The 23,513-nt window shown below is 63.7% G+C and carries 23 protein-coding genes and 1 pseudogene; 12 read left to right on the forward strand and 12 right to left on the reverse strand.

Annotated features, from left to right (window positions below; translation table 11 throughout):
- Positions 1 to 11: 11 nt before the first annotated feature.
- The 5 genes and pseudogenes from P0D68_RS13275 to P0D68_RS13295 all read left to right on the forward strand — a co-directional run bounded on the left by P0D68_RS13275 (position 12) and on the right by P0D68_RS13295 (position 2,674).
- Positions 12 to 626, forward strand: a complete 615-nt coding sequence (locus P0D68_RS13275; protein ID WP_408294258.1) for a TetR/AcrR family transcriptional regulator — start codon at positions 12 to 14, stop codon at positions 624 to 626.
- 95 nt (positions 627 to 721) lie between these two features.
- On the forward strand, positions 722 to 1,951 hold the full coding sequence (locus tag P0D68_RS13280) for a YbfB/YjiJ family MFS transporter (RefSeq protein WP_408294261.1): 1,230 nt from the start codon (positions 722 to 724) through the stop codon (positions 1,949 to 1,951).
- Between the two features lie 152 nt (positions 1,952 to 2,103).
- On the forward strand, positions 2,104 to 2,259 hold the full coding sequence (locus P0D68_RS13285; protein ID WP_091809080.1) for a DUF3309 family protein: 156 nt from the start codon (positions 2,104 to 2,106) through the stop codon (positions 2,257 to 2,259).
- Positions 2,260 to 2,409: 150 nt separating this feature from the next.
- Positions 2,410 to 2,550: pseudogene (locus tag P0D68_RS13290) on the forward strand (SDR family NAD(P)-dependent oxidoreductase); the annotation flags it as partial.
- Complete coding sequence (locus P0D68_RS13295) at positions 2,531 to 2,674, forward strand: SDR family oxidoreductase (RefSeq protein WP_408294265.1); 144 nt, start codon at positions 2,531 to 2,533, stop codon at positions 2,672 to 2,674. The pseudogene P0D68_RS13290 and the gene P0D68_RS13295, both read left to right, overlap by 20 nt.
- Here P0D68_RS13295 and P0D68_RS13300 read toward each other — a convergent pair.
- From P0D68_RS13300 to P0D68_RS13320, 5 genes are all read right to left on the reverse strand, one after another.
- Positions 2,671 to 4,023: a four-carbon acid sugar kinase family protein gene (locus tag P0D68_RS13300; RefSeq protein ID WP_408294268.1), complete on the reverse strand. Its 1,353-nt coding sequence runs from the start codon at positions 4,021 to 4,023 to the stop codon at positions 2,671 to 2,673. The genes P0D68_RS13295 and P0D68_RS13300 overlap by 4 nt on opposite strands.
- Positions 4,024 to 4,049: 26 nt before the next feature.
- Entirely contained in the window at positions 4,050 to 5,348 is a 1,299-nt protein-coding gene (locus P0D68_RS13305) for a ribulose-bisphosphate carboxylase large subunit family protein (RefSeq protein ID WP_408294271.1), read from the reverse strand.
- Positions 5,345 to 5,884: a VOC family protein gene (locus tag P0D68_RS13310; protein ID WP_408294274.1), complete on the reverse strand. Its 540-nt coding sequence runs from the start codon at positions 5,882 to 5,884 to the stop codon at positions 5,345 to 5,347. The genes P0D68_RS13305 and P0D68_RS13310 overlap by 4 nt, the downstream gene beginning before the upstream one ends.
- 103 nt (positions 5,885 to 5,987) lie before the next feature.
- The gene (locus tag P0D68_RS13315; RefSeq protein ID WP_091806139.1) at positions 5,988 to 7,874 is read right to left on the reverse strand and encodes a TRAP transporter large permease; all 1,887 of its coding nucleotides are present in this window, start codon (positions 7,872 to 7,874) and stop codon (positions 5,988 to 5,990) included.
- 62 nt (positions 7,875 to 7,936) lie between these two features.
- Positions 7,937 to 8,962: a TRAP transporter substrate-binding protein gene (locus P0D68_RS13320; RefSeq protein ID WP_091806136.1), complete on the reverse strand. Its 1,026-nt coding sequence runs from the start codon at positions 8,960 to 8,962 to the stop codon at positions 7,937 to 7,939.
- A 197-nt stretch (positions 8,963 to 9,159) separates the two neighbouring features.
- On the opposite strand from P0D68_RS13320, the gene P0D68_RS13325 reads away from it, so the two are divergent.
- The 3 genes from P0D68_RS13325 to P0D68_RS13335 all read left to right on the forward strand — a co-directional run bounded on the left by P0D68_RS13325 (position 9,160) and on the right by P0D68_RS13335 (position 12,045).
- Positions 9,160 to 10,215 (forward strand): LacI family DNA-binding transcriptional regulator, encoded by a 1,056-nt coding sequence (locus tag P0D68_RS13325; protein ID WP_408294278.1) that lies wholly within the window; start codon positions 9,160 to 9,162, stop codon positions 10,213 to 10,215.
- A 460-nt stretch (positions 10,216 to 10,675) separates the two neighbouring features.
- Entirely contained in the window at positions 10,676 to 11,047 is a 372-nt protein-coding gene (locus tag P0D68_RS13330; RefSeq protein ID WP_408294281.1) for a hypothetical protein, read from the forward strand.
- A 524-nt stretch (positions 11,048 to 11,571) separates the two neighbouring features.
- Positions 11,572 to 12,045 carry an Lrp/AsnC family transcriptional regulator gene (locus tag P0D68_RS13335; RefSeq protein ID WP_091806127.1) on the forward strand — a complete coding sequence of 158 codons (474 nt, stop codon included), beginning with the start codon at positions 11,572 to 11,574 and terminating at the stop codon, positions 12,043 to 12,045.
- Between the two features lie 58 nt (positions 12,046 to 12,103).
- Here the strand turns inward: P0D68_RS13335 and P0D68_RS13340 are convergent, their stop codons facing one another.
- Positions 12,104 to 13,333 carry a YbfB/YjiJ family MFS transporter gene (locus P0D68_RS13340; protein ID WP_408294284.1) on the reverse strand — a complete coding sequence of 410 codons (1,230 nt, stop codon included), beginning with the start codon at positions 13,331 to 13,333 and terminating at the stop codon, positions 12,104 to 12,106.
- Positions 13,334 to 13,741: 408 nt separating this feature from the next.
- Between P0D68_RS13340 and P0D68_RS13345 the strand changes: the two genes are divergently transcribed.
- Complete coding sequence (locus P0D68_RS13345) at positions 13,742 to 14,221, forward strand: hypothetical protein (protein WP_408294287.1); 480 nt, start codon at positions 13,742 to 13,744, stop codon at positions 14,219 to 14,221.
- A 312-nt stretch (positions 14,222 to 14,533) separates the two neighbouring features.
- Complete coding sequence (locus P0D68_RS13350) at positions 14,534 to 15,121, forward strand: 4'-phosphopantetheinyl transferase family protein (RefSeq protein ID WP_408468508.1); 588 nt, start codon at positions 14,534 to 14,536, stop codon at positions 15,119 to 15,121.
- 27 nt (positions 15,122 to 15,148) lie between these two features.
- Here the strand turns inward: P0D68_RS13350 and P0D68_RS13355 are convergent, their stop codons facing one another.
- The 5 genes from P0D68_RS13355 to P0D68_RS13375 all read right to left on the reverse strand — a co-directional run bounded on the left by P0D68_RS13355 (position 15,149) and on the right by P0D68_RS13375 (position 20,482).
- A complete protein-coding gene (locus P0D68_RS13355; protein ID WP_408294293.1) occupies positions 15,149 to 15,847 on the reverse strand; it encodes a 4'-phosphopantetheinyl transferase family protein in 699 nt (232 codons plus the stop codon).
- Positions 15,848 to 15,932: 85 nt separating this feature from the next.
- Positions 15,933 to 17,261, reverse strand: coding sequence for an MFS transporter (locus P0D68_RS13360; protein WP_408294296.1), 1,329 nt, complete (start codon positions 17,259 to 17,261; stop codon positions 15,933 to 15,935).
- Between the two features lie 194 nt (positions 17,262 to 17,455).
- A complete protein-coding gene (locus P0D68_RS13365; protein WP_408186336.1) occupies positions 17,456 to 17,695 on the reverse strand; it encodes a DUF2783 domain-containing protein in 240 nt (79 codons plus the stop codon).
- Positions 17,696 to 17,758: 63 nt separating this feature from the next.
- Positions 17,759 to 19,468, reverse strand: coding sequence for an FAD-dependent oxidoreductase (locus tag P0D68_RS13370; RefSeq protein WP_408294299.1), 1,710 nt, complete (start codon positions 19,466 to 19,468; stop codon positions 17,759 to 17,761).
- A gap of 54 nt (positions 19,469 to 19,522) precedes the next feature.
- Positions 19,523 to 20,482: an MBL fold metallo-hydrolase gene (locus tag P0D68_RS13375; RefSeq protein ID WP_091806102.1), complete on the reverse strand. Its 960-nt coding sequence runs from the start codon at positions 20,480 to 20,482 to the stop codon at positions 19,523 to 19,525.
- Positions 20,483 to 20,722: 240 nt separating this feature from the next.
- On the opposite strand from P0D68_RS13375, the gene P0D68_RS13380 reads away from it, so the two are divergent.
- Complete coding sequence (locus tag P0D68_RS13380) at positions 20,723 to 21,610, forward strand: IclR family transcriptional regulator (RefSeq protein WP_408294303.1); 888 nt, start codon at positions 20,723 to 20,725, stop codon at positions 21,608 to 21,610.
- On the forward strand, positions 21,607 to 22,503 hold the full coding sequence (locus tag P0D68_RS13385) for an IclR family transcriptional regulator (RefSeq protein ID WP_408294306.1): 897 nt from the start codon (positions 21,607 to 21,609) through the stop codon (positions 22,501 to 22,503). The genes P0D68_RS13380 and P0D68_RS13385 overlap by 4 nt, the downstream gene beginning before the upstream one ends.
- A 119-nt stretch (positions 22,504 to 22,622) precedes the next feature.
- Here P0D68_RS13385 and P0D68_RS13390 read toward each other — a convergent pair whose 3' ends face one another.
- Entirely contained in the window at positions 22,623 to 23,486 is an 864-nt protein-coding gene (locus P0D68_RS13390) for a MurR/RpiR family transcriptional regulator (protein ID WP_091806094.1), read from the reverse strand.
- Positions 23,487 to 23,513: the final 27 nt, after the last annotated feature.

A 23,513-nucleotide genomic window follows, 5' to 3' on the forward strand; every position in this document is an offset into this window, starting at 1 on the left:
GGACATTCATCATGGCGAGACCTCGCGAATTCGATGAGCACGACGTGCTGGAAGCGGCGAGCGCGGCTTTCTGGACAAAGGGCTACGAGGCGACCACCACGCGCGACCTGGTCAAATCGACCGGCCTGACGCAGCCGAGCCTCTACAACGCATTCGGCGACAAGCGCGCGCTGTATCTGCGTGCGCTCGAGCATTACCTCGAGCACACGTTGCGCGAGCGCATTAATCGGCTGGAGCGCAGCGTGTCGCCGGCTCAGGGCATCACCCTGTTCTTCCATGAGATCCTGGAGCGAACGTTCGCCGACCCTGGCAAACGCGGCTGCATGCTGGTCAATACGGCGATCGAAACCGCATCGGATGACGAAGCATTCCGTGAAATCGTCGCCACGGAATTCGCAGAAGTCCGGGCGTTTTTCTACCGCCGCATGGTCGCGGCCACCGAAAGCGGTGAGATCACCGCCGTCGTTTCCGCCGACGACGCCGCAACGCACCTGCTGGCCACGCTGATCGGCGTTCGCGTTCTCGCCCGGGTCGATCCGCAACCGGCGCTGCTGATCGGCGCGATAGCGCCGGCTCTGCTGCTGCTCGGTTTGCCTGCTCTACCGGCGCAAGACAACAACGTTTGAGCCGGGCGCCTGACAAGGCGCAACCCTCCACTTCGATTTCATCACCGCCATCCGGCAGCGCCGCCATCAGCGCGCGCACCGGTAAAGGAACCGTCATGTCCGCTGCACCGATAACGTCCGCCAGTCCAGTCTCACTCGACGCCCGCACGCTCTTTGCAACGCTCGCCGGACTGTGCGGCAGTCTCGTCGCCATCGGCCTCGCCCGCTTCGCTTACACGCCGTTGATTCCCTCGCTGATCCAGGCGCACTGGTTCACCTCGTCGCAAGCGGTTACGCTCGGCGCGGCGAACTTCGCCGGTTATCTGGTCGGCGCGTTGATCGGCCGGCCGCTTGCATCGGCGCTCTCGAACCGCACCGCGTTGCGCCTGCTGATGGTCGTGGTGACCGCCGCCTTCTTCGCCTGCGCGTATCCGCTTTCGGTGAGCTGGTTCTTTGCGTGGCGTTTGTTGTCGGGCATTTCCGGTGGCGCGATCATGGTGCTGGTGGCAACCTCGATTCTTCCGCATATTCCGGCGCCGCGCCGTGGCTTCGTGAGCGGCATGATCTTTCTCGGGCTGGGCCTGGGCATCGCGGCATCCGGCACGTTGATTCCGAAATTGCTCCACTTCGGCTTGCAGACTGCGTGGATCGGCCTCGGCATCGTGGCATTGGTGCTGACCGCCGTGAGCTGGTTCGGCTGGCCCTCCACGAACCCGCCTGCCGCGGTCGTGCCACCTGGCGCACATCACACGGCGCGCCCGCACGGCTTGACGCTGCGCGTGCTGTACGCGCAATACGCGGCGAATGCCCTCGGCCTCGTACCGGCGATGGTGCTGCTCGTCGACTACGTCGCTCGCGGCTTGGGGCGTGGCGCTGCAATCGGCGCGGACTACTGGGTGCTGTATGGCCTCGCCGCGATCGTCGGTCCGGTGATCTGCGGCAACGCTGCCGATCGTATCGGCTTCGGCAAGGCGTACCGCGTCGGCCTGCTTCTGCAAGCAGCAGCGGTGGCCCTGCTCGCCTTTTCAGGCAGCGCAGTGACGCTGGCTGTATCGACCGTGATTCTGGGCATTTTCACACCGGGCGTCGTGCCGCTCGTGCTCGGACGCATTCACGAACTCGTGCCGCACGATCACACCGAACAGCGCGCCGCGTGGAGCCGCGCGACGACAGCCTTTGCGCTCTTCCAGGCACTGGGCGGATACGGCTACTCGTACCTTTTCTCGCACACGCATAACGATTACGCGTTGATCTTCACTTGCGGAGCGATAGCACTCGCTATCGCGTTCGTGGCGGATCTCGTTGCATCGCGTATCGGAGCCGCCGCCCGCAACACCGCTCGGTGACGCGGCAAAGAATTTCCAGCTCGACGTTCGCCCTGGGCATGCGGTTTGCTCAACCATGACATCGATACTGTAGTTCGCAGGAACGCTCGCAATACGGGTCCTGTGTGGCTGTCGTGAAGGCAGATCTTATCAACCAGGCGGAGGTCATTCATATGTTGGGAACTATTCTTCTAGTCGTGCTGATTCTTCTCCTGATCGGTGCGCTCCCGTCGTGGCCGCACAGCCGTTCTTGGGGCTACGGTCCTACCGGCGGCATCGGTCTCGTGGTGATCGTGGTGATCGTGCTGCTGGTCGTCGGCGTCATCTAGCCGTTGATGCCGTAGCGAGGTAACAGTCTTATTCTTTGAAGTTGGGTCGAAGGCCGCCGGATATCTCTGCAGTTCGCTGCATGGATATCCGGCGGCCTTTCCTTGTCGCCGGTCGACTCACATCCCAACTTGTCACGCCGGGGGGACACGATGGAAAAATTACTCGCGAATCAGGTTGCTCTCGTCACAGGCGCCAGTTCGGGCATTGGCTACGGTGTCGCCAAAGCGCTTGCGGACGCAGGCGCGGCCGTCGTCGTGAACTATCACTCGCATGCCGAGGCGGCCGAGCGCAACGGAGGATATCGGCAGGGCCGCAATCTGGCTCGCCTCGGATGAAAGCGACTACGTGATCGGCACGACGTTGCTCGTCGACGGCGGCATGACGCTGTATCCGGGCTTCGGGGACAACGGTTAGCCGTTGCCCGTGAGCAGTTGTTCGAAGAGATCCGTATCGCCCATCTGCCCGCCCTTGAGCATGATCTCCATGCCATCGAGTTCCGCGCGATCGGCGTGAAGACGGCACACCGTGACGCCCGCCGATAACGGTGCGATATACGACAGTCCCCATGCGCCGAGCGCGCGCACGGCAAGACTCGACGTGTCGCCGCCCGCAATGCCGATGCGGTGCAAGCGCACGGCACCGAGCACCTGTTGCAACAGTGACGCGCACGCGTGCGCGAGTGCCGGCAGCGCGCCGCCTTCGCCCGACGGTTGGCGCCTTGTGAACGCAAGTACGTTGCGTCCGTCGCGCAACGGGCCGGTGATCGCCGCCAACCGGCCGGCCAGATAGTCGCTCGCCGCGTCGCCCGTCATTTGCAAGGGGTCCAGTTCCACGCGCAGATAGGATTGCGCCGCTCGGATCTGCACCTCGGTCAACGGCGACAGACTGCCCGCCAGCACGAAAACGGGTCCGCGCGCACGGGTCAACAGCGGCGCGCTTCGGGTTTGCGCCGCGGCAAGTTCGGCGCCGGTCTCACGCGCTAACGCGTACGCCTGCGCGACGCTGCTCGCGCCGATCGCGAGCAAAGGCGCCGATCTCGCGGCATGACGCGCGATGAGCCGGCCTAGCGCTTGCAGATGCGAATCATCGAGCACGTCGAACAGCAACGCGTCGGGTTTCGAATCGAGCCGGCGCTGGACTTGCGCTTCGAGCCCGGCGTCGCCGCCGGCATAGCAGCGCCAGTCGATCAATTGCACATTGTCCACACCCTGACGCTGAAGATGCACGCGCAAGTCCGCTTCGTTCATCGGCGTGACGGGGTGCCGGCTCATAGTCGGATGACGGTCGATGCGATAGACCGTCTGCGCGCTATCGGTCGCACCGGCTGCCGCGAATAGTTCGCCGAACACGCAATAGCGGCGCAAATTCGGCTGACCGCCGATCACCGCGACGAGTTCGTTCGCACAATACGCGCGCAACGTGCGCAGCGCCACGCCGATACTGCCGGTCTCCGGCGCGCTATCGAACGTCGAACACACTTTGTAGTGCATCACCCGCACGCCGAGTTCCGCAAAAGCGGCGCCGACTTGCTCGAGCTCCTGCCGCTGCGCAGCGGGTGCCATGCTCCGAGCGGCGCCCGCCACGCCAATTGCATCGAGCCGGCCGAGCGTCGAAAGACGCGCGGCATCCGGCGGCGCGAAGAACAGCATGGTGCGCAAACCCGCGCGAGCGAGATGAGCCAGCGTGTCGGTCGCGCCGGTGAAGTCGTCGCCGTAGAAGGCGTAGGCGGGAGCGTCGCTGGATCTGTCGCGCACAGTGCTCATCGTTCGTTCCGTGTCGCGTGCAGTGGTCACGTGCGGCTGCCGAAAAACGCCAGCGCGCGCCGTAGTTCCGGCATGTGCTCGGCGTACTCCGGCAGCGGCGTGCCGGCCTGCACCGCCGCCCACGCCTGGCGCACGCTCGTGACGCCCGCAGCGGGGCCGTCCGGATGCGCGAGAATGCCGCCGCCCGACATGAACAACAAGTCGGTCGAGCGCACCGCCTCGAAGGTCGCCTGCACGGTGCCGGCCCACTGCCCAGACGAAAACGCCGGCAGCACCGCATCGTCGCGACCGGCGGCGAGCGGTGTCGCGCAATCGCGCGCCGACTCGATCACTTCGGCGTCGCTCTGGGCGAATTTTCCGGCCAGACCGTGCACGTGCATATGATCGACGCCGCTCAAGCGCCACAGCGTCTGATAAGCCTGAAACGACATGCCGAGCGCCGGATCGCGCGACAACATGCCGTAGCCGTTGCGGTGCGCGTGAAGCACCAGCGGGGTCGCGCGGCGCAGCGTCTGGATCGCGGAAAAGCCGCACCAGTTGATGCTCGCCATCACGCAACTGCCGCCCTCGCGTTCGACCAGTTCCGCGTGGCGACGCATGGCGTCGAGGTCGTCGGTGATATTGAACGCGACCATCACGGGCCGGCCGCTGCGTTCACGGTAGCGGCGCACTTCGGACATCACTGCCCGCACGCGCTCCGCAAGCGGCGCATGCGCGGGATCTGCGCACACCTCGTCGTCCTTGATGAAATCGACGCCCGCCTCGCACAGATCGCGCACCAGCGCCGCCGTTTCCGCCGCGCTCAGGCCGACATTTGGCTTGATGATGGTGCCGATCATCGGCCGGTCCTTCACTTGCGTCAGCGCGCGCGTGCCGGCCACGCCATGTCGTGGCCACTCGAAACGCGCACGATACGAAGCCGGCAAACGTAGCGAGAGCAGCCGCATGCCCGTCACCTCGCCGAGGTCGTATAGATTGCCGGCCACGGTCGCCGCCAACGTGGGCAGATTCGCGTCGATATTGGCGAGCGGAAACGACAGCGTGATGCGCGCGCGCCGCCACGGCCCCGGCGTGCCCTGACGCGCGAGCCATGCATTCGGCAAGCTGGGCTGCGCCGCCGCCTCGAGTTCTTCGACGCGCAGCACGCTCGCGCGGCTGCGTGCGCGCAGCGCATCCGATTCGTTGGCGACACGCACGAACGTGCCGCTCGACTGTTCGCCGGCCATGACGTCCGCGACGCGCCGAGGGTCGAGCGGCGTCTCGATCAGATAGTCGGCTTCGAGCGTGTCTTCGTCGACGGTCTGTGGTTGCGGCGCCGCGTTCATAGCGTGCCCAGATCAGGAAAGCGGCGCACCGGCTCGCGGCCGTCCCAGTCGAGCGACGCCTTGTAGATCATGTCGAAGAGCTTGCCTTTCGGCCCGGCGATCTCGGACAACTCGATCACCGTACCGGGATGATTCTCCGTGTCGAAGTAGACAAAGCGCCCGTTGCGCCCCACTTCGCCGCTCATCGCGACTTTGAAACCTTGGGCCTGCAGGCGCGCGAGATCGGCGTCGAACGAGGTGGTCCAGTACGCGTTGTGCTGCAAGCCCGTATGGCCCGCGGCGAGAAAGTCGCGATACATCGACGGTGCGTCGTTACGCGTCTGGATCAGTTCGACCTGCAACGGTCCCGAGTTCGCCAGCGCAACCGAGTTATGCACCTCGTACGTTTGCCCACGGTACGTATAGTTTTCGATCGGCACGCGTTCGTTATAAAACCACGGACCGACGCCGAGCACGCGGCTCCAATAGTCCATCGCGGTTTCGATATCCCGCACCACGTAACCTGCCTGCCGGATTTCGCCAAAGAAACGACTCATGAAACTCTCCCGATGCTGCGGGGTTGAAAGACGAGCGACGCCCCGGCGCGGCGAAAACGCGGCGCCCGAAGGTCGAACCTGTTAAGAAACCTGAGAGACCCGCTTAGAGAAACCCGATCGAAATCCAGGGAATTGCCGCGACCACGATCAGGCCGACGAGCAACGCGCCCATATAGCCGACAATCGGCCGAATTCCCGCGTCGGGATTGACCTTGCTGATCGCGCACGCCGAGTAGTAGCCGACGCCGAACGGTGGCGAAAAGAGGCCCACACCCATCGAGAGAATCACGACGATCGCGTAATGCACTTCATGCACACCCGCGAGCCGCGCGATCGGAAACAGCAGCGGTCCGAACAGCACGATCGCCGGAATTCCTTCGAGCACGCTGCCGAGCATCACGAACACGACGATCGACACCGCGAGAAAACCATATGCGCCGCCAGGCATCGAGCCCATGACTTGCGCGAGATCCTGCGAAAAGCCGGACTGCGTAAGCGCCCACGCCATGGCAGTGGCACAGCCGATGATGAAAAGAATCGCACCCGACAACGTCGCCGCATCCACCAGCATGCGGCCAAGCCGCCGCCAGTCGAAGCGGCGATACACCAGCAGGCCGATCAGCATCGAATACGCAATGCCGATGGTCGACACCTCGGTCGCCGTCGCCACGCCTTCGACCACGGCCATGCGAATCACAAACGGCAGCGCGAGCGCAGGCAGCGACACGATGAACAGACGCCCGATCTGCCGCTTGCTGAAACGTTGCGCGCCGCTCAGGTCTTCCTTGCGATAGCGCCACCACACCACCGCACACAGAATCAGCGCGAGCACCGCGCCTGGCAGCATGCCCGCCGTGAAGAGCGCGGAGATCGACAGGCCCGTCACCGAACCGATCGTGATCAGCACAATGCTCGGCGGAATGGTTTCGCTTTGTGCGCCGGTCGTGGCGAGCAGCGCAACCAGATCGCCTTCGGAAGCGCCGCGTTTTTTCATCTCCGGGAACAGCACCGGCGCAATCGCCGCCATGTCCGCCACTTTCGAACCGGAGATGCCCGACACCAGGTACATGGCGCCGATCAGCACGAACGACAGGCCGCCATGCACATGGCCGACGAGGCTCGCGAGAAACTCGATCATCGCGCGCGCCATGCCGGTCATCTCGATCAGCAGGCCGAGAAAGACGAAGAGCGGCACCGCCAGCAACACGAGATGCGACATGCCTTCGTCCATGCGCCCGACCACGACTTCGAGCGGCGTAAAGGTCGAGAGGCCCAGATAACCGAACGTGGCGAGCGCAAACGAAAACCCGATCGGCACGCCCGAAAAAATCCCGACCGCCACGACGCCGACAAAAAAGATCACGAGATTGGTCTTGCCGAGCGTTTGAAACCACGGCCCGGCGAACACGACCACTGCGCCAAGTACGGCGGTGATCCCGAGCGCGATCACGACGTCGCGCACGCGGCTCACCTGGGCCAGCCGGATCAGCCCGACCAGCAGCATGAGCGCGGCGCCGATCGGCAACGCGAGCGCCCGCCACGCATTGCTGATCTGCAAGGCGGGCGTCACGATCGCCGCCTCGCCGGAGGCATAGTCGTACGCAGGAGCGATCAACAGCGCGAGCAACGCGATCGACGCGGCGATCGCCAGCGTATCGACCAACGCGCGACGCGGCGCCGACAGCCGGCTGACCAGCGCGGTCATGCGCATATGCTCGCCGCGCCGCAACGCGAGCACCGCGCCGAGCATGGCGAGCCACAGGAACAGAATGCCCGCCAGTTCATCGGACCATACGAGCGGCTGGTGCAGCGCATAACGACACACCACGCCCGCCAGCATCACGACGATCTCCATGGCGAGCAGCGCCGCCGCGCACACTTCGACGAGCGCGATCAGACCGCGATCGAAACTCCTCAGCCAGCGGCGCGGCATGCTCGCGGTGTGCAACGGCACTCCCGCTTCCGCCGGATTCAATGCGTGATTCGACATCCTGCTGCCTCCTCGCGGCGGCTCGCCGCGCTTCGTCTCAGCCTCACCCGTATGCAGCACGGTCAGGCCAGCTTGCCGACTGACTGTTCGAGCAGGTCCCACGCCTGATTGCCGAACTTGCTTTTCCATTCCGCGTAGAAACCCGCCTGGCGCAACGCCGCGCGAAACGTATCCGGCGCAGGACGGTTGATCGAGAGCCCCTTGCTTTGCAGATCCGCGACTGCCGCGTCGTTCAGCTTGCGCACGTCCTCACGCTGCCTGAGCGCCGACTGGTTGAACGCGTCGCTGGCAATGCCCTGCAGATCCTTGGGCAAGCGTTGCCACGCGCGCGGGTTCAGCACGAACCAGTAGCCGTCCCACATGTGATTGGTCAGCGAACAGTACTTCTGCACCTCGTAGAGCTTGGCGACCTGCACGATCGGCAGCGGATTCTCCTGGGCATCGACAATATGCGTTTGCAGCGACGAATAGACCTCGCTGAATTGCAGGCTCGTCGGCGCGGCGCCGAGTCCTTTGAACATATCGATGCTGAGCGGACTCACCGGCACGCGAATCTTCAGACCGCGCATGGTCTGCGCGCTCGTGATCGGGCCATTGCTGGTAGTGGTCTGACGAAAACCGTTGTCCCACATCTTTTCGAACGATTCGAGACCGGCCTTCTGCATCGCCGCGCGCACGTACGCGCCGAGCTTGCCGTCCATGGCGCCCCACACCTGGTTGTAGTCGCTGAACGCGAAGCCGACCGCGTTGATTGCAACCGATGGCGCAAGCGTCGATACCACCAGCGCCGACGGCGTGAACATTTCGATGCCGCCGCTGCGCACCTGCGCGAGCATGTCGGTGTCGCCGCCCAACTGGTTGTTAGGGAATATCCGGATCTCCATGCGCCCTTTCGACGCCTCTTTGATCTGGTTGGCCGCTTCCTGCGAGCGCACGTTCAACGGATGCGTGAGCGGCAGGTTGTTGCCGTACTTGAACACGAACTCCGGGCCGGACGCCGCGCGCACGATCGCCGGAAAGCCCAGGGCGCCGGCTACCGGCACGGCGGCCGCCGCACGCAGCAGGGTGCGTCTCGCGAGGTTGGTCATTTGAGCGTCTCCTTGCTTATAATTGATGTGAACGTCGAATCCATCAAAAACCATCATCGCCCGCTCTTACGCCTTGATTTCCAGTCGCCGGTGTTGAGTCGTCGCGTGATAGCTGCAAGACTAGGCGTGCGCGGCAAGCGCTGTCAAACCGCGAACTTGATGGTTTTTGATGGACTTCCTTTCTGTGAAGGACTGCTATGTCCGAAACGGTTCACCTCAGCGCCGCTGCGCGCGCGCGCATTCCCGACATTGCGCGCGCCGCCGGCGTTTCGACCGCCACAGTGGATCGCGTGCTCAATGGCCGCGAAGGCGTGCGTGCCGTGACGGCGCAACGCGTGCTGCAAGCGGCCGCCCAACTCGGCTATCTGCTCACGCCTCAGGCGCCTACCGCGTCCGCCTCGAAGCCGATGCGCATTGCGTTCCTGCTGCCCGCCGGCACCAATCGCTATTTGCGCATGCTCGGCGACTACATCGACTTCGCTCACGATCAGTGGAACGCGTTGGATATGAAGTGCCGCGTGCACTACGTCGAGAGTTTCAACCCGAAGGAACTGGCCGACCGTCTGTTGCATTACGGACAGCGTGCGGACGGCGTGGTGTTCATGGCGCTCGAACATCCCGTTGTGCGCGATGCCGTGAATGCATTGGCCGACCAGGGCGTGCCGGCCATCACGTTGATTTCGGATTTATCGAATGCGCGGCGGCTGGCTTATGTGGGTATCGACAATCGTGCGGCCGGGCGGACGGCTGCGCTACTGCTCGGACGCTTCATGGGTCCGCGGCCGAGCGGAAAGATCGCGATGCTCGCGGGCAGCCTCAACTATCGTGGACATGAGGAACGCGAGATCGGCTTTCTCCATTTGATCGAATCGACGTTCCCACAAGTGCGCGTAATTGGATTGCGTGAAGGACACGATGATAGCGAGCGCAACTATATGCAGACGCGCAAGCTACTGGAGCAGCATCCGGATCTGGCCGGCATTTACAACAGCGGCGGCGGATCGGATGGCGTGGCGCGCGCGATTGTCGAAGCGCGTTCGGAACAGAAGATTCTGTTCGTCGGTCATGGCTTGACGCCCGACACGCGAGCCTTGTTGATCGACGGCACCATGGACGCGTTGATCACGCAAACGCCGCAGGCCATGGTGGGGAATTGTCTGCGCATTTTCCGCAACGTGCGCGAGAAGCGCGATGCATTGAGCGACGTGAAGCCTGTGCAATTCAGCATTGTTCTGCGGGAAAATTTGCCCTGAGATGACCGCGAGAGCGTCACGTAAGAGAACGTCGCACGTCAGGCACGCCGGATGCTCAATCACTTTCGTATTCAAACCTCGATACGAAAGGAGATCACACCATGCCTTATCTTCTCGGCTGGCTGCTTGGCGTTCCGTTGATCGTACTGGTCATCCTGTACCTCATTTTCCATTAACTCCTTGGTGAGATTTCACCACTTGCGCAGTTGAACTGAACTTCGTTTCATTGCTTCGTTTCACTGCGGCGCGGCCTCTCTGAGGCTGCGACACGAAAGGCGACGCCGGTGTTCGGCTGTCGCCTTTCGTGCGTCCGCTCGATGCTCGCTTGCGGGAGCACGCGCGTGCATATCTTTCCGCTTGCACTGCAGCGAATGGCGCGTAAAACTAATCTTCGCTGGTCCACGCACGATGCCATATCTGCATACGTATGCCCGGAAAGCGTGCGAGCACGGAGGGACCGATGGCAAGCAACGAGTACACGCTGTCACGCCAGGACGTGGTGAAGGCCGTCATTATTCATCAGGGTATTCATGAGGGCTTCTGGACGCTCAACGTCAATTTCGACGTGGCGGCCGGCCACGGCGCGCAAACATCCGATCCATGCCTTGCGGTGACGATCAGGGGCATCGGCATCATGCGCGCGTCGCCGGCCGATCCGTTCGCGATCGACGCCGCATTGGTCAATCCGCCGGCGCCCCAGCGTGTGGAAGGAACGGTGCATATTGCGGCGGCCGTGAACGGTACGCATGAGCACGGCATGCAATTTTGTCGCGACGTCTATCGCAGTGTTGCGGTACAGAGCGCGGCAAAGGGGCCCGTCAAAGCGGGCTAACCAAGCGAGAACGTGTGGCTATTTTTCCAAGCGATCCATGATGGCCACTGCGCTGCGCTGTAGCGGATGCGCTCAGTTTAGAGCGGCGCCCATGCTAACCAGCACACGCTCCACCCAATGATTCGCCGCACGTTGCCGCATCGTCCTATGTAAAACCGTGCATAGACGATGAGAAGAAATTGCCGCCGATGCCACGCTCCGTGCAAACACGAGAGCCAATGCATGTCGGTTGGGAACATGCGTTCATGCCCGGCGAGCGCGCCCTCCGACGTGGGTAACGCCGCAGATCGCCCGCGTGCCGCCTTCCTGTGAAAGACAGCGAGACCCGGATGGCAGCTTTTGGCCGCATAAGACCGTGGGCGCGAGGCCCGCGGCTCGGACGGTTGTCCCGGGCATGAATGCACCCTGAAAATATATCCGGAGACAGTCTGGATAGGCTTCTTAAAGCAATGAAGCTTATGGTCAGAGTCGGGACGATATTCAGCTAGAATGCAAATTTAATGAACAATCTTCCGCCATCGTCCATGAGCACCCGAAATCGCCCGCTCGACAACCAGGATCGCAAGATCCTGCGCGAGTTGCAGAAAAACGCGCGCCTGAGCAACGCCGAACTGGCGGAACTGGTTGGCATGTCGACCACCGCGTGCTGGAACCGCACGCGTCAGTTGGAAACCGATGGGTATATCCGCGGCTACGTCGCCCTGCTCGATCAGCAGAAGCTCGGCTTCGCGGACGTAGTCCTGCTCGAAGTCACTTTAGACCGTCACGACGACGACGCCCTCGCCCGCTTCGGCGCCGAACTGGCGACGCTCACCGAGGTGCTCGAGGCTTATCTCGTGTCGGGCGACTACGACTATCTGGTGAAGGTGGCGGTCGACGGTACGGCGGGCTACGAGCGTTTTCTGCGCGAGAAGCTCTACAAGATCGCCGGCATCCGTCATAGCCGTTCGATGTTCGCCTTGCGTTGCATGAAGAGCATCCCGTCCGTGCAGGTGTGACGTGTGAGGAGCGAAACGTGGGCGCGCGGCGCACTTGCCTGCATGCGCGGACCCACAATCAACGCAGCGGCTTCTGACACGCCGCCAGCACCGCGCCTGCCGCGAGCAACAGCGCGGAATACACCAGCCCGCGCGCGAGGCCCGCGCCGTCCGAGACCCAGCCGATCACCATCGGCCCGACGATCTGCCCGAACGCGAACACGATTGTGAACGCGCTAATGCCCTTGGCCCAGTGACTGGCGGGCAGATTGTGGCGCACGAAGGCCGTAGTCGACGCCACGGCCGAAAGGAATGTCGCGCCGAACAGCGCGCCGGATACGAACGCCACCCAAGGCTGCGTGAACAGCGCGGGCAGCAGGGTCGCCACTGCGAGCAATGTGTTGAGGACCGCAAGCGCCTGGCCGCCGCGCATACGGTCGAGCAGACTCGACCACACGCGCGCCGACACCACGGTCGCCACGCCGAGCAGCAGATAGAAGCCCGTGACGACAGCCGCGCTCATGCCCGCATTGCGCAGCAACGCGACGATGAACGTCATGTAGCCGATATAGCCGACGCCGAACAATCCGTATCCCGTCAGCGCCAGACTGAATCGCGGCCAACGGGGCGCGTTGGCGGCCGTGTGTGACTGCGCAGCTGAAGACAGCGTCGGATGCACGCTCTCGATTTTTCGCGCCGCACCGACGGCCACCGCGGCGAGCACCGCGCACGCGAGCGCGAGTGCGAACCACGCGAACTGCCAACCGTGCGCGACGTTGACAATGGTCAGCGGCACCAGCACCGACGACGCCACGATGCCCCACCCCGTGCCGCCGTAATACAAGCCGAGGACAAGCCCCGCGTCGTGCGGTCTCGCCGACGCAAGCCGTGCCGCCAACACGCCGCCGCTGATAAAGATCGCCGCACTGCTCGCGCCGGTGACCACGCGCAGCGCGAGCAGTGAGTGCGTGTCGGCAACCAGGCCGCTGCCGGCCATTAGAAGCGCCGTGGCCACGCAACCGCCGCCGAACAGCGCGCCGGCTGACCAGCGGCGCGCAAGGCGCGGAAAAGCCAGCGCACCGAGCAGATAACCCAACGCATTAGCCGTGTTCATCGCGCCGGCTTGCGCGAAGCTCCAGCCGAGGTCGAGTTTCATCGACGGCAACAGCAGCGCGTAGGCGAAACGCGCAAGCCCGAGCGCAATCGCGCTTCCTAGGGACAGCGTGGCGGCAAGCATCAGCGTGGGGAGGCGCTGCGCCGTCTGGGTAGGCTTGGAAGTCGAGGCGGCGTCGAGTGTTTTTATCGGCATTTGGCTGGCGGAAGTGGGCAAGGAGACTGCAAGCCGTTTATGCCGGAAAGGCTGAATTCGGCACTTCGCCATCATATCCGTGGACGCCTGGCGGGGTTGACCGTTAGTTGCGTTGTGGCATCGACCTTTTGCGCCATGGCCGCGCACGTGTTGCGGCAGGCGCCGGACGTGCGTCACTCTGACAACACGTCTAAATGCGAATGATTTGCATTTAGACGTGTTTTGGCTCATCATCCAACCCAGCCGGCTCAAGGTGAACCAAGCAGCTGATGCCGGCACCCGACATAACCTCTGACGCAGTCTCTGCGTCATCGCCCATCCGTCGCACGACATGCGCTGGCCTGCGACGCGGCGTCTGTCCCATCTGGTCGGCGCGATTCGTTGGACCGTGTCCACCCAGGAGCATCGATGAACTTTCGCTCTCAACACACCGGCCGCCCGGAACTGATCGACGACCATCCGGCCGATTCCGCCGACGCCCCCGATCGCACCGTCCTGAGCGCCGTGCGCACCTGGCTGCGTCCCTCTTGCGAGACGGCGAGCGGCGATGCGCACTGGCGCGACATACTCAGCGGCGCCGGCTTGCGCCAGGACGGCATCGAACACTTCGATCTGCTGATGCGTTCGCTGATGCACGTGTCGTATCGTCCGCTCGACATGCGCTGCCGCTGCGCCCGCGATCTCGGCAAAGACGAAGCGGTGGTTTTGCAAACCATCGCGCTGCTGCAAAAAACGCACAGCGGCGCCGCGTTGCGCATGCTGAACGACTGGCTGCCGGCGCCCGCGGTGAGCGGTGTTCTGAAGTTGATTCGCTGGTTCGCCATCGATCTGCTCGACGCCGGTGTGGAACTCGACGTGCAAGCACGGCGCGTCACGTACATGCATTGAGGAAGCCGGCCTATGTCATTGGACTCGGACCAGGTTTGTCTGTCGGCCTCGCGTGGGCGCGACAGCGGCGCGTCACGCGCAGTTGAAGGCGGCGTTGAAGGCGCAATTGAAGGCTCAGTTGCAAGCGCAGTTGAGCGCACCGCTGAGGGCGCCGCTGGCACACCTAGAGCGCACGCCGCCCGACTCGCACGCGAGATCGCCACGGCAACGGCATTCCAGTGCCATCCACTGACACGTAGCCGTCCACACAATGTCGTCGCACCACGCGCAGGCGAATTACATCTGTGGCGATTCCGCTGCGAATGGCTACCGGTGCCCGTGCAGGAAGGCGATAGCTGGCTTTCCAAGACCGAGCGCGAGCGCGCGCGACTGCATCCCAACGCCGCATTGCGCAAACGCTTCATCAGCGCGCGCGTGGTGGTGCGGTGGATCGTCGCTCACCTGTTCGACAGCGAGCCGCACGCCGTCGATCTACACGACGACGGCAACGAGAAACTGCGCGCGCGCCATCCGCGCGACGGCCGCGGCATCACAATCGATATCGCGTACGGCGGTATCTGGATCATGATCGGTGTTGCGGCGACAACGCTCGGATTGAGCGTCGTCGTGCCCGCGCCCGGCGCGGCGCCGGATCAGACGCCGGAAGCATCGCGCCGGAACGCTCGCTATAGCAGCCTTTGCAGTGCGTTGCGTTACGCGCCTGTCGATATCGATCTCGAACTGCTGTTCAGTCCCACCGCGACCGGCGCGTTCGATCTCGCGGAATATGGCCGCTGGCATGTACTCGATGTGCCGATGGCCGGCAAGATTCGTGCGGCGGTCGCGCTAGCGCAGCCGCTCACACAGGTACATACGTTTGGCTGGCCGAAGTCATTGGTATTTGGGGAAGCAAACGCGTAACGCGCTGCATGGGCCGCTCTATGGCCTCTAGCGCCGCAACGCCGTCGCCGACCAGGCGACGCACGCGGCGTAGCCGTCCGGCGCGGCAAGCCAGCGCGCGTCGACTTCACGCATGTCGTCGGGAATCTGATTGCGCAGCGTCACGCGCATACTCTCACGCGGCAGCACCGTCAGATGTTGCAACCCGCGCGTGATGCCCGCGCCCGTCGTTTTGACGAGCGCTTCCTTGGCAACCCATGCATCGTAAAACGCAGCGGTTTGCCGAGCCGCGTCGAGACCTTCGATCCATACGACTTCTTTCGGATCGAGCGTCAGCGCCGCGATCGAATGCCAATCGAATGTGTCGCTGTACTGCTCGATATCGACACCAACGCGCCGCATCGGCGAGATCGCGATCAGGCCATGCTCGCCCGCATGCGACACGTTGAAATCGAAGCGATCCGACTCCGCGAGATGAGGACGGTGGTTGGCATCGGCTGCAAAGCGCACGGCGTGTGCCGCGACGCCGAGCCCCCGCGCGAGCTGCTCACGCAGCGCGGCACGCACGGTGGCGAAGCGCAACGCGTCTTCATGACGGCGAAAGCGACGGGCGCGCGTGAGTTCTTCGTCGCTAAGGGACGCGAAAACCGGGGCGTTCAGCGACTCGGCGAAGTCGATATCGATCCGCCACACTGCAATGTCGGACGGGCCGTCGTGCGGCAGCGGAACAGGGTCGATGAAATGCATCGCAAAGGTTCGGACGGTCTACGGGCTGTCGCAACAGAATACTCGCGACTCTACCCGATAATCCGGTCCGGACCGGTAAGCGTCTTCACGCGCGTTTGCCGTCCTTCGGCACGCCGAGCAGCATTGCCACGCCGCTGACGAACAGCAACGCGGTCAGCACATACAGCGCGTTGTCCATGCTGCCGGTGTGCGTCTTGATCAACCCGATCACCCACGGACTGACAATACCGCTCGTAATGCCGATGCTGCTGATCAGCGCGATCCCGGCCGCCGCCGCCGTGCCGGACAAATACCCCGACGGCACCGTCCAGAAGATCGGCAGGGCCGCGAAGATCAGCACCGCAGCCAGAGAAAGAATCGCGAGCATCGCGGGAAAGCTGCTCAGATGAAGCGTCAGCAACGAGAGCGCCACGCCGCCGCCAATCGTGCACACCGCGAAATGCCGGCGACGTTCACCACGGCGATCCGAATGACGCGCGATCAGAATCAGCCCCACCGCGCCGATGGCGTTGGGAATCACCGTGTACAGGCTGATGGCGAGGACGTCGTGCACCCCGAAGTCGCGAATCATCAGCGGCATCCAGAAGTTCAGCGTGAGCGAGGCGCAGGTCAGCGAAAAGTAGACGAACGCGAACAGATACACCCGCGGATTACGCAACGCCTGCGTGAACGAGCGTGACGAATGCGCGTCAGCCGCAGGCCGGCGGTCTTCGTCGCGTTGCGCGATCAATTGCGCTTTCTCCGCGGCGGTGAGCCACGCGGCATGTTGCGGGCCGTCCACCAGATAGAACGCGGCAAGCAGGCCGAGCACGATGGCGGGCGCGCCTTCGATCACGAACATCCATTGCCAGCCGAACAGGCCCAGCACGCCGCCCATGTCACGCATGATCCAGCCGGACACGAGGCCACCGAGCACCCCTGCCACCGCCACGCCCGCGAAGAAGATCGACAGCACGGCCGCGCGCCGCCGCGCCGGATACCAGTAGGTGAGATACAGCACGATGCCGGGAAAGAACCCCGCCTCGAACACGCCAAGCATGAAGCGCAACACATAGAAATGCGTGGGTTTCGACACCAGCATCATGCCGACCGACGCAATCCCCCACAGCAGCATGATCCGCGTGAACGTGCGGCGTGCGCCGAAGCGTGCGAGCAGCATGTTGCTCGGCACTTCGCACAACACGTATCCCACATAGAAGACCGCAGCGCCAAGCCCGTACATTGCGTCGCTGAAGCCGAGATCGTGCTTCATCTGCAATTGCGCAAAGCCGATATTGATGCGATCGAGAAACGACACCACATAACAGAGAAACAGAAACGGAATGATCCGTAGCGAAACCTTGCGATACAGCAGGTCGTCGTGCGCGGCAGCGGATGCGCCCGGCTCGAGCGCGGGGGCGAGGGGTTGGCTCATCGGTTATCTCCAAACGTGAGGGTCCAACGGACCCGTTGGGTCCGGCGTCTTGCTGCGCCGCGTTGTTGTCTGCTACTGAAACGGCAGGCGAGGTGGTCGACACGCCGCGTTGCCGTCGTGGATTGCGCGTGGCTCGAACGGCCACGCGCGGGTTTTCGTTACCGGTACGGGTCCAGGGTTCTACGAGAGCCGGGTCAGGCCGCCAACGGATGCGACTGCGCGCCGCGCCCCAAAGAAACGTCGATCACCCCCTCGCGCGCATGCTGCATCGCTTCGAGCAGCGTGGCGTGATCGCCGATATGGTTGGCGAGCAGCAGGATCAGTTGCGCATTGGCCGATTGGCTCTGCGCATCGTCCAGATCCCGATGCATATCGATCAACGCCTCGTAGAAATCGTCGGGACGGGCGAGATTCGGTTGCGTGTTCAGTGTCATGTCTGTCTCCTGCTATTTTTTGCTGATGCGGCGCGTGCTACGCGAGCCGCTTTTGCCGGACGTTCAAGCCGTGCCTTCCACGTACAGCGCGCGTTTCAATGCGGCCTCGACATCAGCCGCAGCAAGCTGCCGCCAGCGCGCGCAAACATGCTGGTCCGGACGAATCAGATAGAACGTGCCGGGCGTTGCGTCATAACGCGAGTGGGCCAGCCCTTCGATATCGTGCGCGACCTGAGCGCCTGCTAACGCGCCGCGCTGTTCGGAGTCACGCGTCACCACCACGAGCTTCAACGGAATCGGTCCGCTGCGCAACGCGTCCAACGCGGCCTGAGTGGCCTGATCGACACCTTGCTCGCCACAGAACAGCACGCCGGTGAATTGCTGGCCGAGGTGCTGCAAGAACCACGCGGGCTGTCCCGCCACCTGCATCGGCGCATCCACGCACGAAGCGCCCGGCACCATTGCGCCTTCGAAGGGCTCGCTGTCCGCTGTATTCAGCGGAGAATCGCGCAGCACCGCCGGCACCGAGAGGCGGCCGCTGTTGGTCAATTGCCGCGCGAACGGATGATGGCGCGCTAGCTTCAGCACCGCGTCGCGGAACACACGGCTCACGGGGCTCTTCGGCGTAATGAAATCGGTGGAGCGGGTGGAGTTGCGAATGTTTTCGTCCGCGGCGAATTCGCGTTCGCTCGCATAGGTGTCGAGCAAAGCGTCGGAGGCCTTGCCTTCGAGCACCATGGCCAGTTTCCATGCGAGGTTTTCCGCATCCTGCACGCCGCTGTTCGCACCGCGTGCGCCGAACGGCGACACGCCATGCGCCGAGTCGCCGGCGAACAGCACGTTGCCGTGGCGAAAGCGGTCCATGCGCAAACACGAAAATGTATAGACGCTGACCCATTCCAGCTCGAACTTCGCGTCCGGCCCGAGCAACGCACGCACGCGCGGGATCACGCGCTCCGGCGTCTTTTCCAGCACCGGATCGGCGTCCCAACCCAACTGAAAATCGATCCGCCACACGTTATCCGGCTGACGATGCAGCAGCACCGACTGATTCGGATGAAACGGCGGATCGAACCAGAACCAGCGTTCGGTTGGAAACTCGGCTTCCATCTTGACGTCGGCGATCAGGAAGCGATCCTTGAACGTCACGCCTTTACTGTCGAGTCCCATCAGGTTGCGGATCGGACTGCGCGAGCCGTCGGCGGCAACCACATAGCGGCCGCGCAACGCATATTGACCGTTGGGCGTATCAACGCTCAGCGTCACGCCGGCGTCGTGAGTGCCGGGCGTACCGCTTTGCTGCACGCCGACCACTTTGCTTTTCCAGCGGATCTCGAGATTGGGCATCTCCTGCGCGCGTTCGAGCAGGAAGCCTTCAACGTAGTATTGCTGCAGGTTGATGAAGGCGGGCCGGTTGTGGCCCGCTTCCGGTTGCAGATTGAACGTGTACACCAGTTCGTCTTTCAGGAACACCTTGCCGACGTTCCAGCTGATGCCCTTGTCCACCATTCGCTGGCCGCACCCCAAGCGATCGAAAATATCGAGCGAGCGCTTCGAAAAGCAGATCGCGCGCGAACCGGTGGACAGCGAACAATCGTCGTCGACCAGCACGACCGGCACGCCCTGCTGCGCGATATCGATCGCGGTAGCGAGACCCACCGGGCCCGCGCCGACCACGATCACGGGATAGACCGCCTGCTCCGCGCCGCCTCGCGCGCTCTGTTCACGGCACGGCTGGTACTCGAACGACAGCGTCTGGTAGTTGGTGCTCATCTTGTGTCTCCGTCCTTCTCTGCTCTGCTTTGTCTTGCTGTGCGTCTGTCTCGGTCAGGCTTGCAGCGCGTCCCACATTTCCTTGTCGCGTTGCGCGGTCCAGATGCGCGGATGCGTGATACCGCTTGCTTCGTCGAAAGCACGCGACACGTCGAACGGCAGGCAGTGCTCGTAGATAAAGACATGGCCGAACTTCGGGTCCATCGCCTTGCGCGTGTGCGCCATCGCGGCCTTCAGGTCGAGTTGCTGCTCGACGGCTTCTCGGCCCTGCTGCAGCAGCGTGGTGACGAAGTCCTTCGTGTAATCCAGACCTTTGTTGACGTCTTCCGGCGTGGTCAGCGCGGGGCCGCGGCCCGGCACGAGCTTGTCGGCCTTCAGCGCGCGCAATGCTTCCAGCGTGGCCGGCCATTGTTCGAGTTGGGCATCGCCGCAATAGCAGGCCGCGTCGTACTCGACCAGGTCGCCGGAGAACAGCACCTTCTGCGACGGCAGCCACACCACCGTGTCGCCCTTGGTGTGACCTGCGCCGAGATGCGCGATGCGCACTTCGAGCTTGCCGAGGAACAGCGTCATTTCCTTTTCGAAGACGAGCGTGGGCCACGTCAAACCCGGCACCGTTTCGACACCGGCGAACAGGCGAGGAAAGCGCTCGATTTCCGACTTCATGTCCGCTTCGCCGCGCTCGACGATCATTTCGTACGTGCCGCGGCTCGCGATCACCTCCTGCGCGCCTTCCTCGAAATACGCCGATGCGCCGAGCACGCGCACCGCGTGGTAATGCGACAGCACGACGTATTTGATCGGCTTATCCGTCACGCTGCGAATCTTCGCGATGAGGTCTTGCGCCATGGCCGGCGTGGCGGTGGTGTCGACGATCAGCACGCCGTCGTCGCCGATGATCACGCCCGAATTCGGATCGCCTTCAGCCGTGTAGGCGTAGGCGTTCTCGGACAACTTGGTCCACGTGACTTTTTTGACTTCCAGGTCGGCCTGGGATGCGAATGCCTTTGCCATGATGCGTGTCTCCCTCAAAAGTTGGACGTGAGGCGAGACGGCCGGCTGCGCGAATGCCGCGCGGGCTGACGGTATTGGAGGATTGTCTCGCCCCGTTTTGACTCTGTGACTGCGCCGGTGTGTCGGGGTGAATGCATCTTAGGACGGCACGCAATTATTTGTCAATAGCGAAATGTATCGCTATACGCAAATCTCAAACGGCCTAAGATCAGCACAGCGAGACGCGGCCCTTCGGTTAACATGAACCCTTTTTTACGGACGAGCGCAGGTGTGAGCAAAGCAGCGAAACCGGCCACGGGCAAAGGCGCGGACGGCCGCGAGACAGCGGACGGCGGCAAGACGCAGCGTGGCATTCAGAGCGTCGAAGTGGGCGGCCGCGTGTTGCTGGCGCTCGCGCAGGCGCGCGCTCCGCTCGCCTTGTCCGACCTCGCCACCGCCGCGCAGATCGCGCCGGGGCAGGCGCATGCTTATCTGGTGAGCTTGAGCCGGCTGGGTCTGATCAAGCGTGACGAACTGTCGGGCCGCTATGAACCCGGTCCGCTGTCGCTGCGGCTCGGGTTGCTACACCTGGAGAACCAGCCGGCGTTTCGCGCCGCCGTGCCGCGCGTGGCCGCCTTGGCCGAAGCGATCGGCTTTAGCGTCGCGATCTGTATTGCCGGGCCGCAAGGGCCGACTATCGTTCGCTATGAGCACGCGGGCTTTCCGCTGCACGTCAACTTGCATGTGGGCACGGTGATGTCGCTGCCGACAACATCGACGGGACGCGTGTTTTGCGCGTTTCTGCCGCGCGAGGTGCGCGATGCGATGTGGGCAAATCAGTCCGGCCCCGCGAATCGCACCATGACGCCGCCTGACGAAAGCGCCGCCTTCGAGACCGCCCTCGACGCGATCCGCGTGCGCGGCCTGGAAAGCAGCGTGGATGCGCCGAGTCCGGGCATCAGCAGTCTGAGCGCGCCGGTGCTGGATGCCGATGGCCGCCTGTCGCTCGCGCTCACCGTGATCGGCTCGACCGGCGCGATCGACGTCGCAAGCGACGGGCCGATCGCGCGTGCGCTGCTTGCCACGGCGCGCGACATCGGCGCCCAACTGGCAGCAGAACCTTCCTTGTCAGCGTCTTTCGCATCGTGACCGATTCTCTCGATACCCCTCACGCCCCATCCGCCGATGCGAAACCGCAGCGCGGCATCCAGTCGCTCGACAGCACCGGCGAGTTGCTGGCGGCGCTGGTCGCAGCGGCGCGGCCGTTGAACCTGCGCGATCTCGCGGCCGCCGCCGGCATGCCGCCAGCGAAGGCGTTTCCGCATCTGGTGAGTCTGCTGAAAATCGGTTTGCTCAATCGCGATGCGTCCGGCTGTTATGAAGCCGGGCCGCTCGCGCTGGAGCTTGGGCTGATCGGTTTGCAGCGCTTATCGCCAACGCGCGAAGCGGAACCCGAGGTGGTCGAACTGGCGGCGTCCACGGGCATGAGCGTCGCGATGGCGGTGCTCGGACCGCTCGGGCCAACGGTCGTGCGCCTGGAGGAATCGGCGCGGCCACTGCATGTGAGCCTGCGGGTCGGGACGGTGATGTCGCTGGTGAACACGGCGATAGGCCGCGTGTTTGCCGCCTACGTCGCGGACGACGTGCGCGCCGGTTTGCTGACGCAGGATCATCTGCGGTTGGCGGGGGCGGATGCGGCGCAGGTTTTTGCGGGGAAAGCGGCGTCAGAGGGTGGAGGGAAGGTCCGGGGCGGCACGGAGGCAACGTCTGCGCCGCCTCCACTGACTCAACCCTACGCGCAGCGCCTCGCGCAAATCCGCGCGGACGGAATCGACACGGCGCTCAGCCGACCTGTGCCTGGCATCGACACGCTGGCCGCGCCGGTGCTGGACCATACGGGCAGCATCTGCCTGGTACTGGCATTGATGGGACCGAGCGGCAGCTTCGACAGCGAATTGGCGGGCGGGCCGGCGCAGACACTGCGCGCCGCGACAATGCGGTTGTCACGGCGCTTTGGATGGATGGCGGCAACGACCGAATAATCGTTTTTTTGAATTGAAGAAAGGTCAGTTTGTAGCGTTTGGGGAGCCGGGTAATCGAAACTGCAGAAGATTGAAACCCGTATCGGCGTTCCGCGCGCGGCTCACCAAGGCGCCTCCAATCAATCCCCCGCTGCCTCCGGTTCATGCGACGCCAACCTCGCCTTCGCATGCCGCATCTTTTCGAGCGTATTCGGCCCTGCTTTGAGCGCGACGCCGATCGCCAGCGCGTCCATGATGCAAAGATGCACGAGCCGCGACACGCCCGGCGTATTCGGATCGATCGGACTCGGCACGCGCAGCAGCAGCGGAATATCGACCAGCCACGCGAGGCGCGAGCCGACATTGGTCAGTGCAATCGTCGTCGCCCCACGCTCCTTGGCGATCTGAATGCTCTCGTTCACTTCGACGCTGCGGCCCGAATGTGAAATCGCAAAGGCCACGTCGCCCGGTTCCATGAGGCCCGCGTAAAGACGCTGGAGATGACCATCCGTAAATGCGGTGGACGCAATGTCGAGCCGCAGAAACCGCAACGCCGCATCTTGCGCGACCAGCCCTGAGCCCGAACCGACGCCGAAGAAAAACACCCGCCGTGCGCTCGACAACGCCGCAATCGCACTCTCGACCACTGCCGGATCGAGCGCGCCGCGCGCATGGGCGATACCGTCGATCGCCGCTTCGCCCACCTTCTCCATGAGCGTTTGCACATCGTCGTCGCGCGCCACCGCCGTGGATGCGTACGGCACGCCGCCCGCCACGCTCTGCGCCAATTGCATCTTGAAGTCGCGCAGGCCATGCGCACCGATCGCGCGGCAAAAACGCGTGACAGATGGCTCGGACACCTCGGCGCGCTGCGCAAGTTCGGTAATGCTCGCGCGCATCGCGAAGTCGACGTCGTTCAACACCATCTCGGCGACCTTGCGCTCGGCGGGCCGCAAACTGGCGAGTGCGCTGCGAATGTGGGGAATCAAGTTCGGTGCGGACACCCGGTGTTCCTTACGTGGCAGCATCAA

It is taken from the genome of Paraburkholderia sp. RL17-380-BIE-A (assembly GCF_046028085.1).
In the GTDB taxonomy this organism is placed as follows: Bacteria; Pseudomonadota; Gammaproteobacteria; order Burkholderiales; family Burkholderiaceae; genus Paraburkholderia.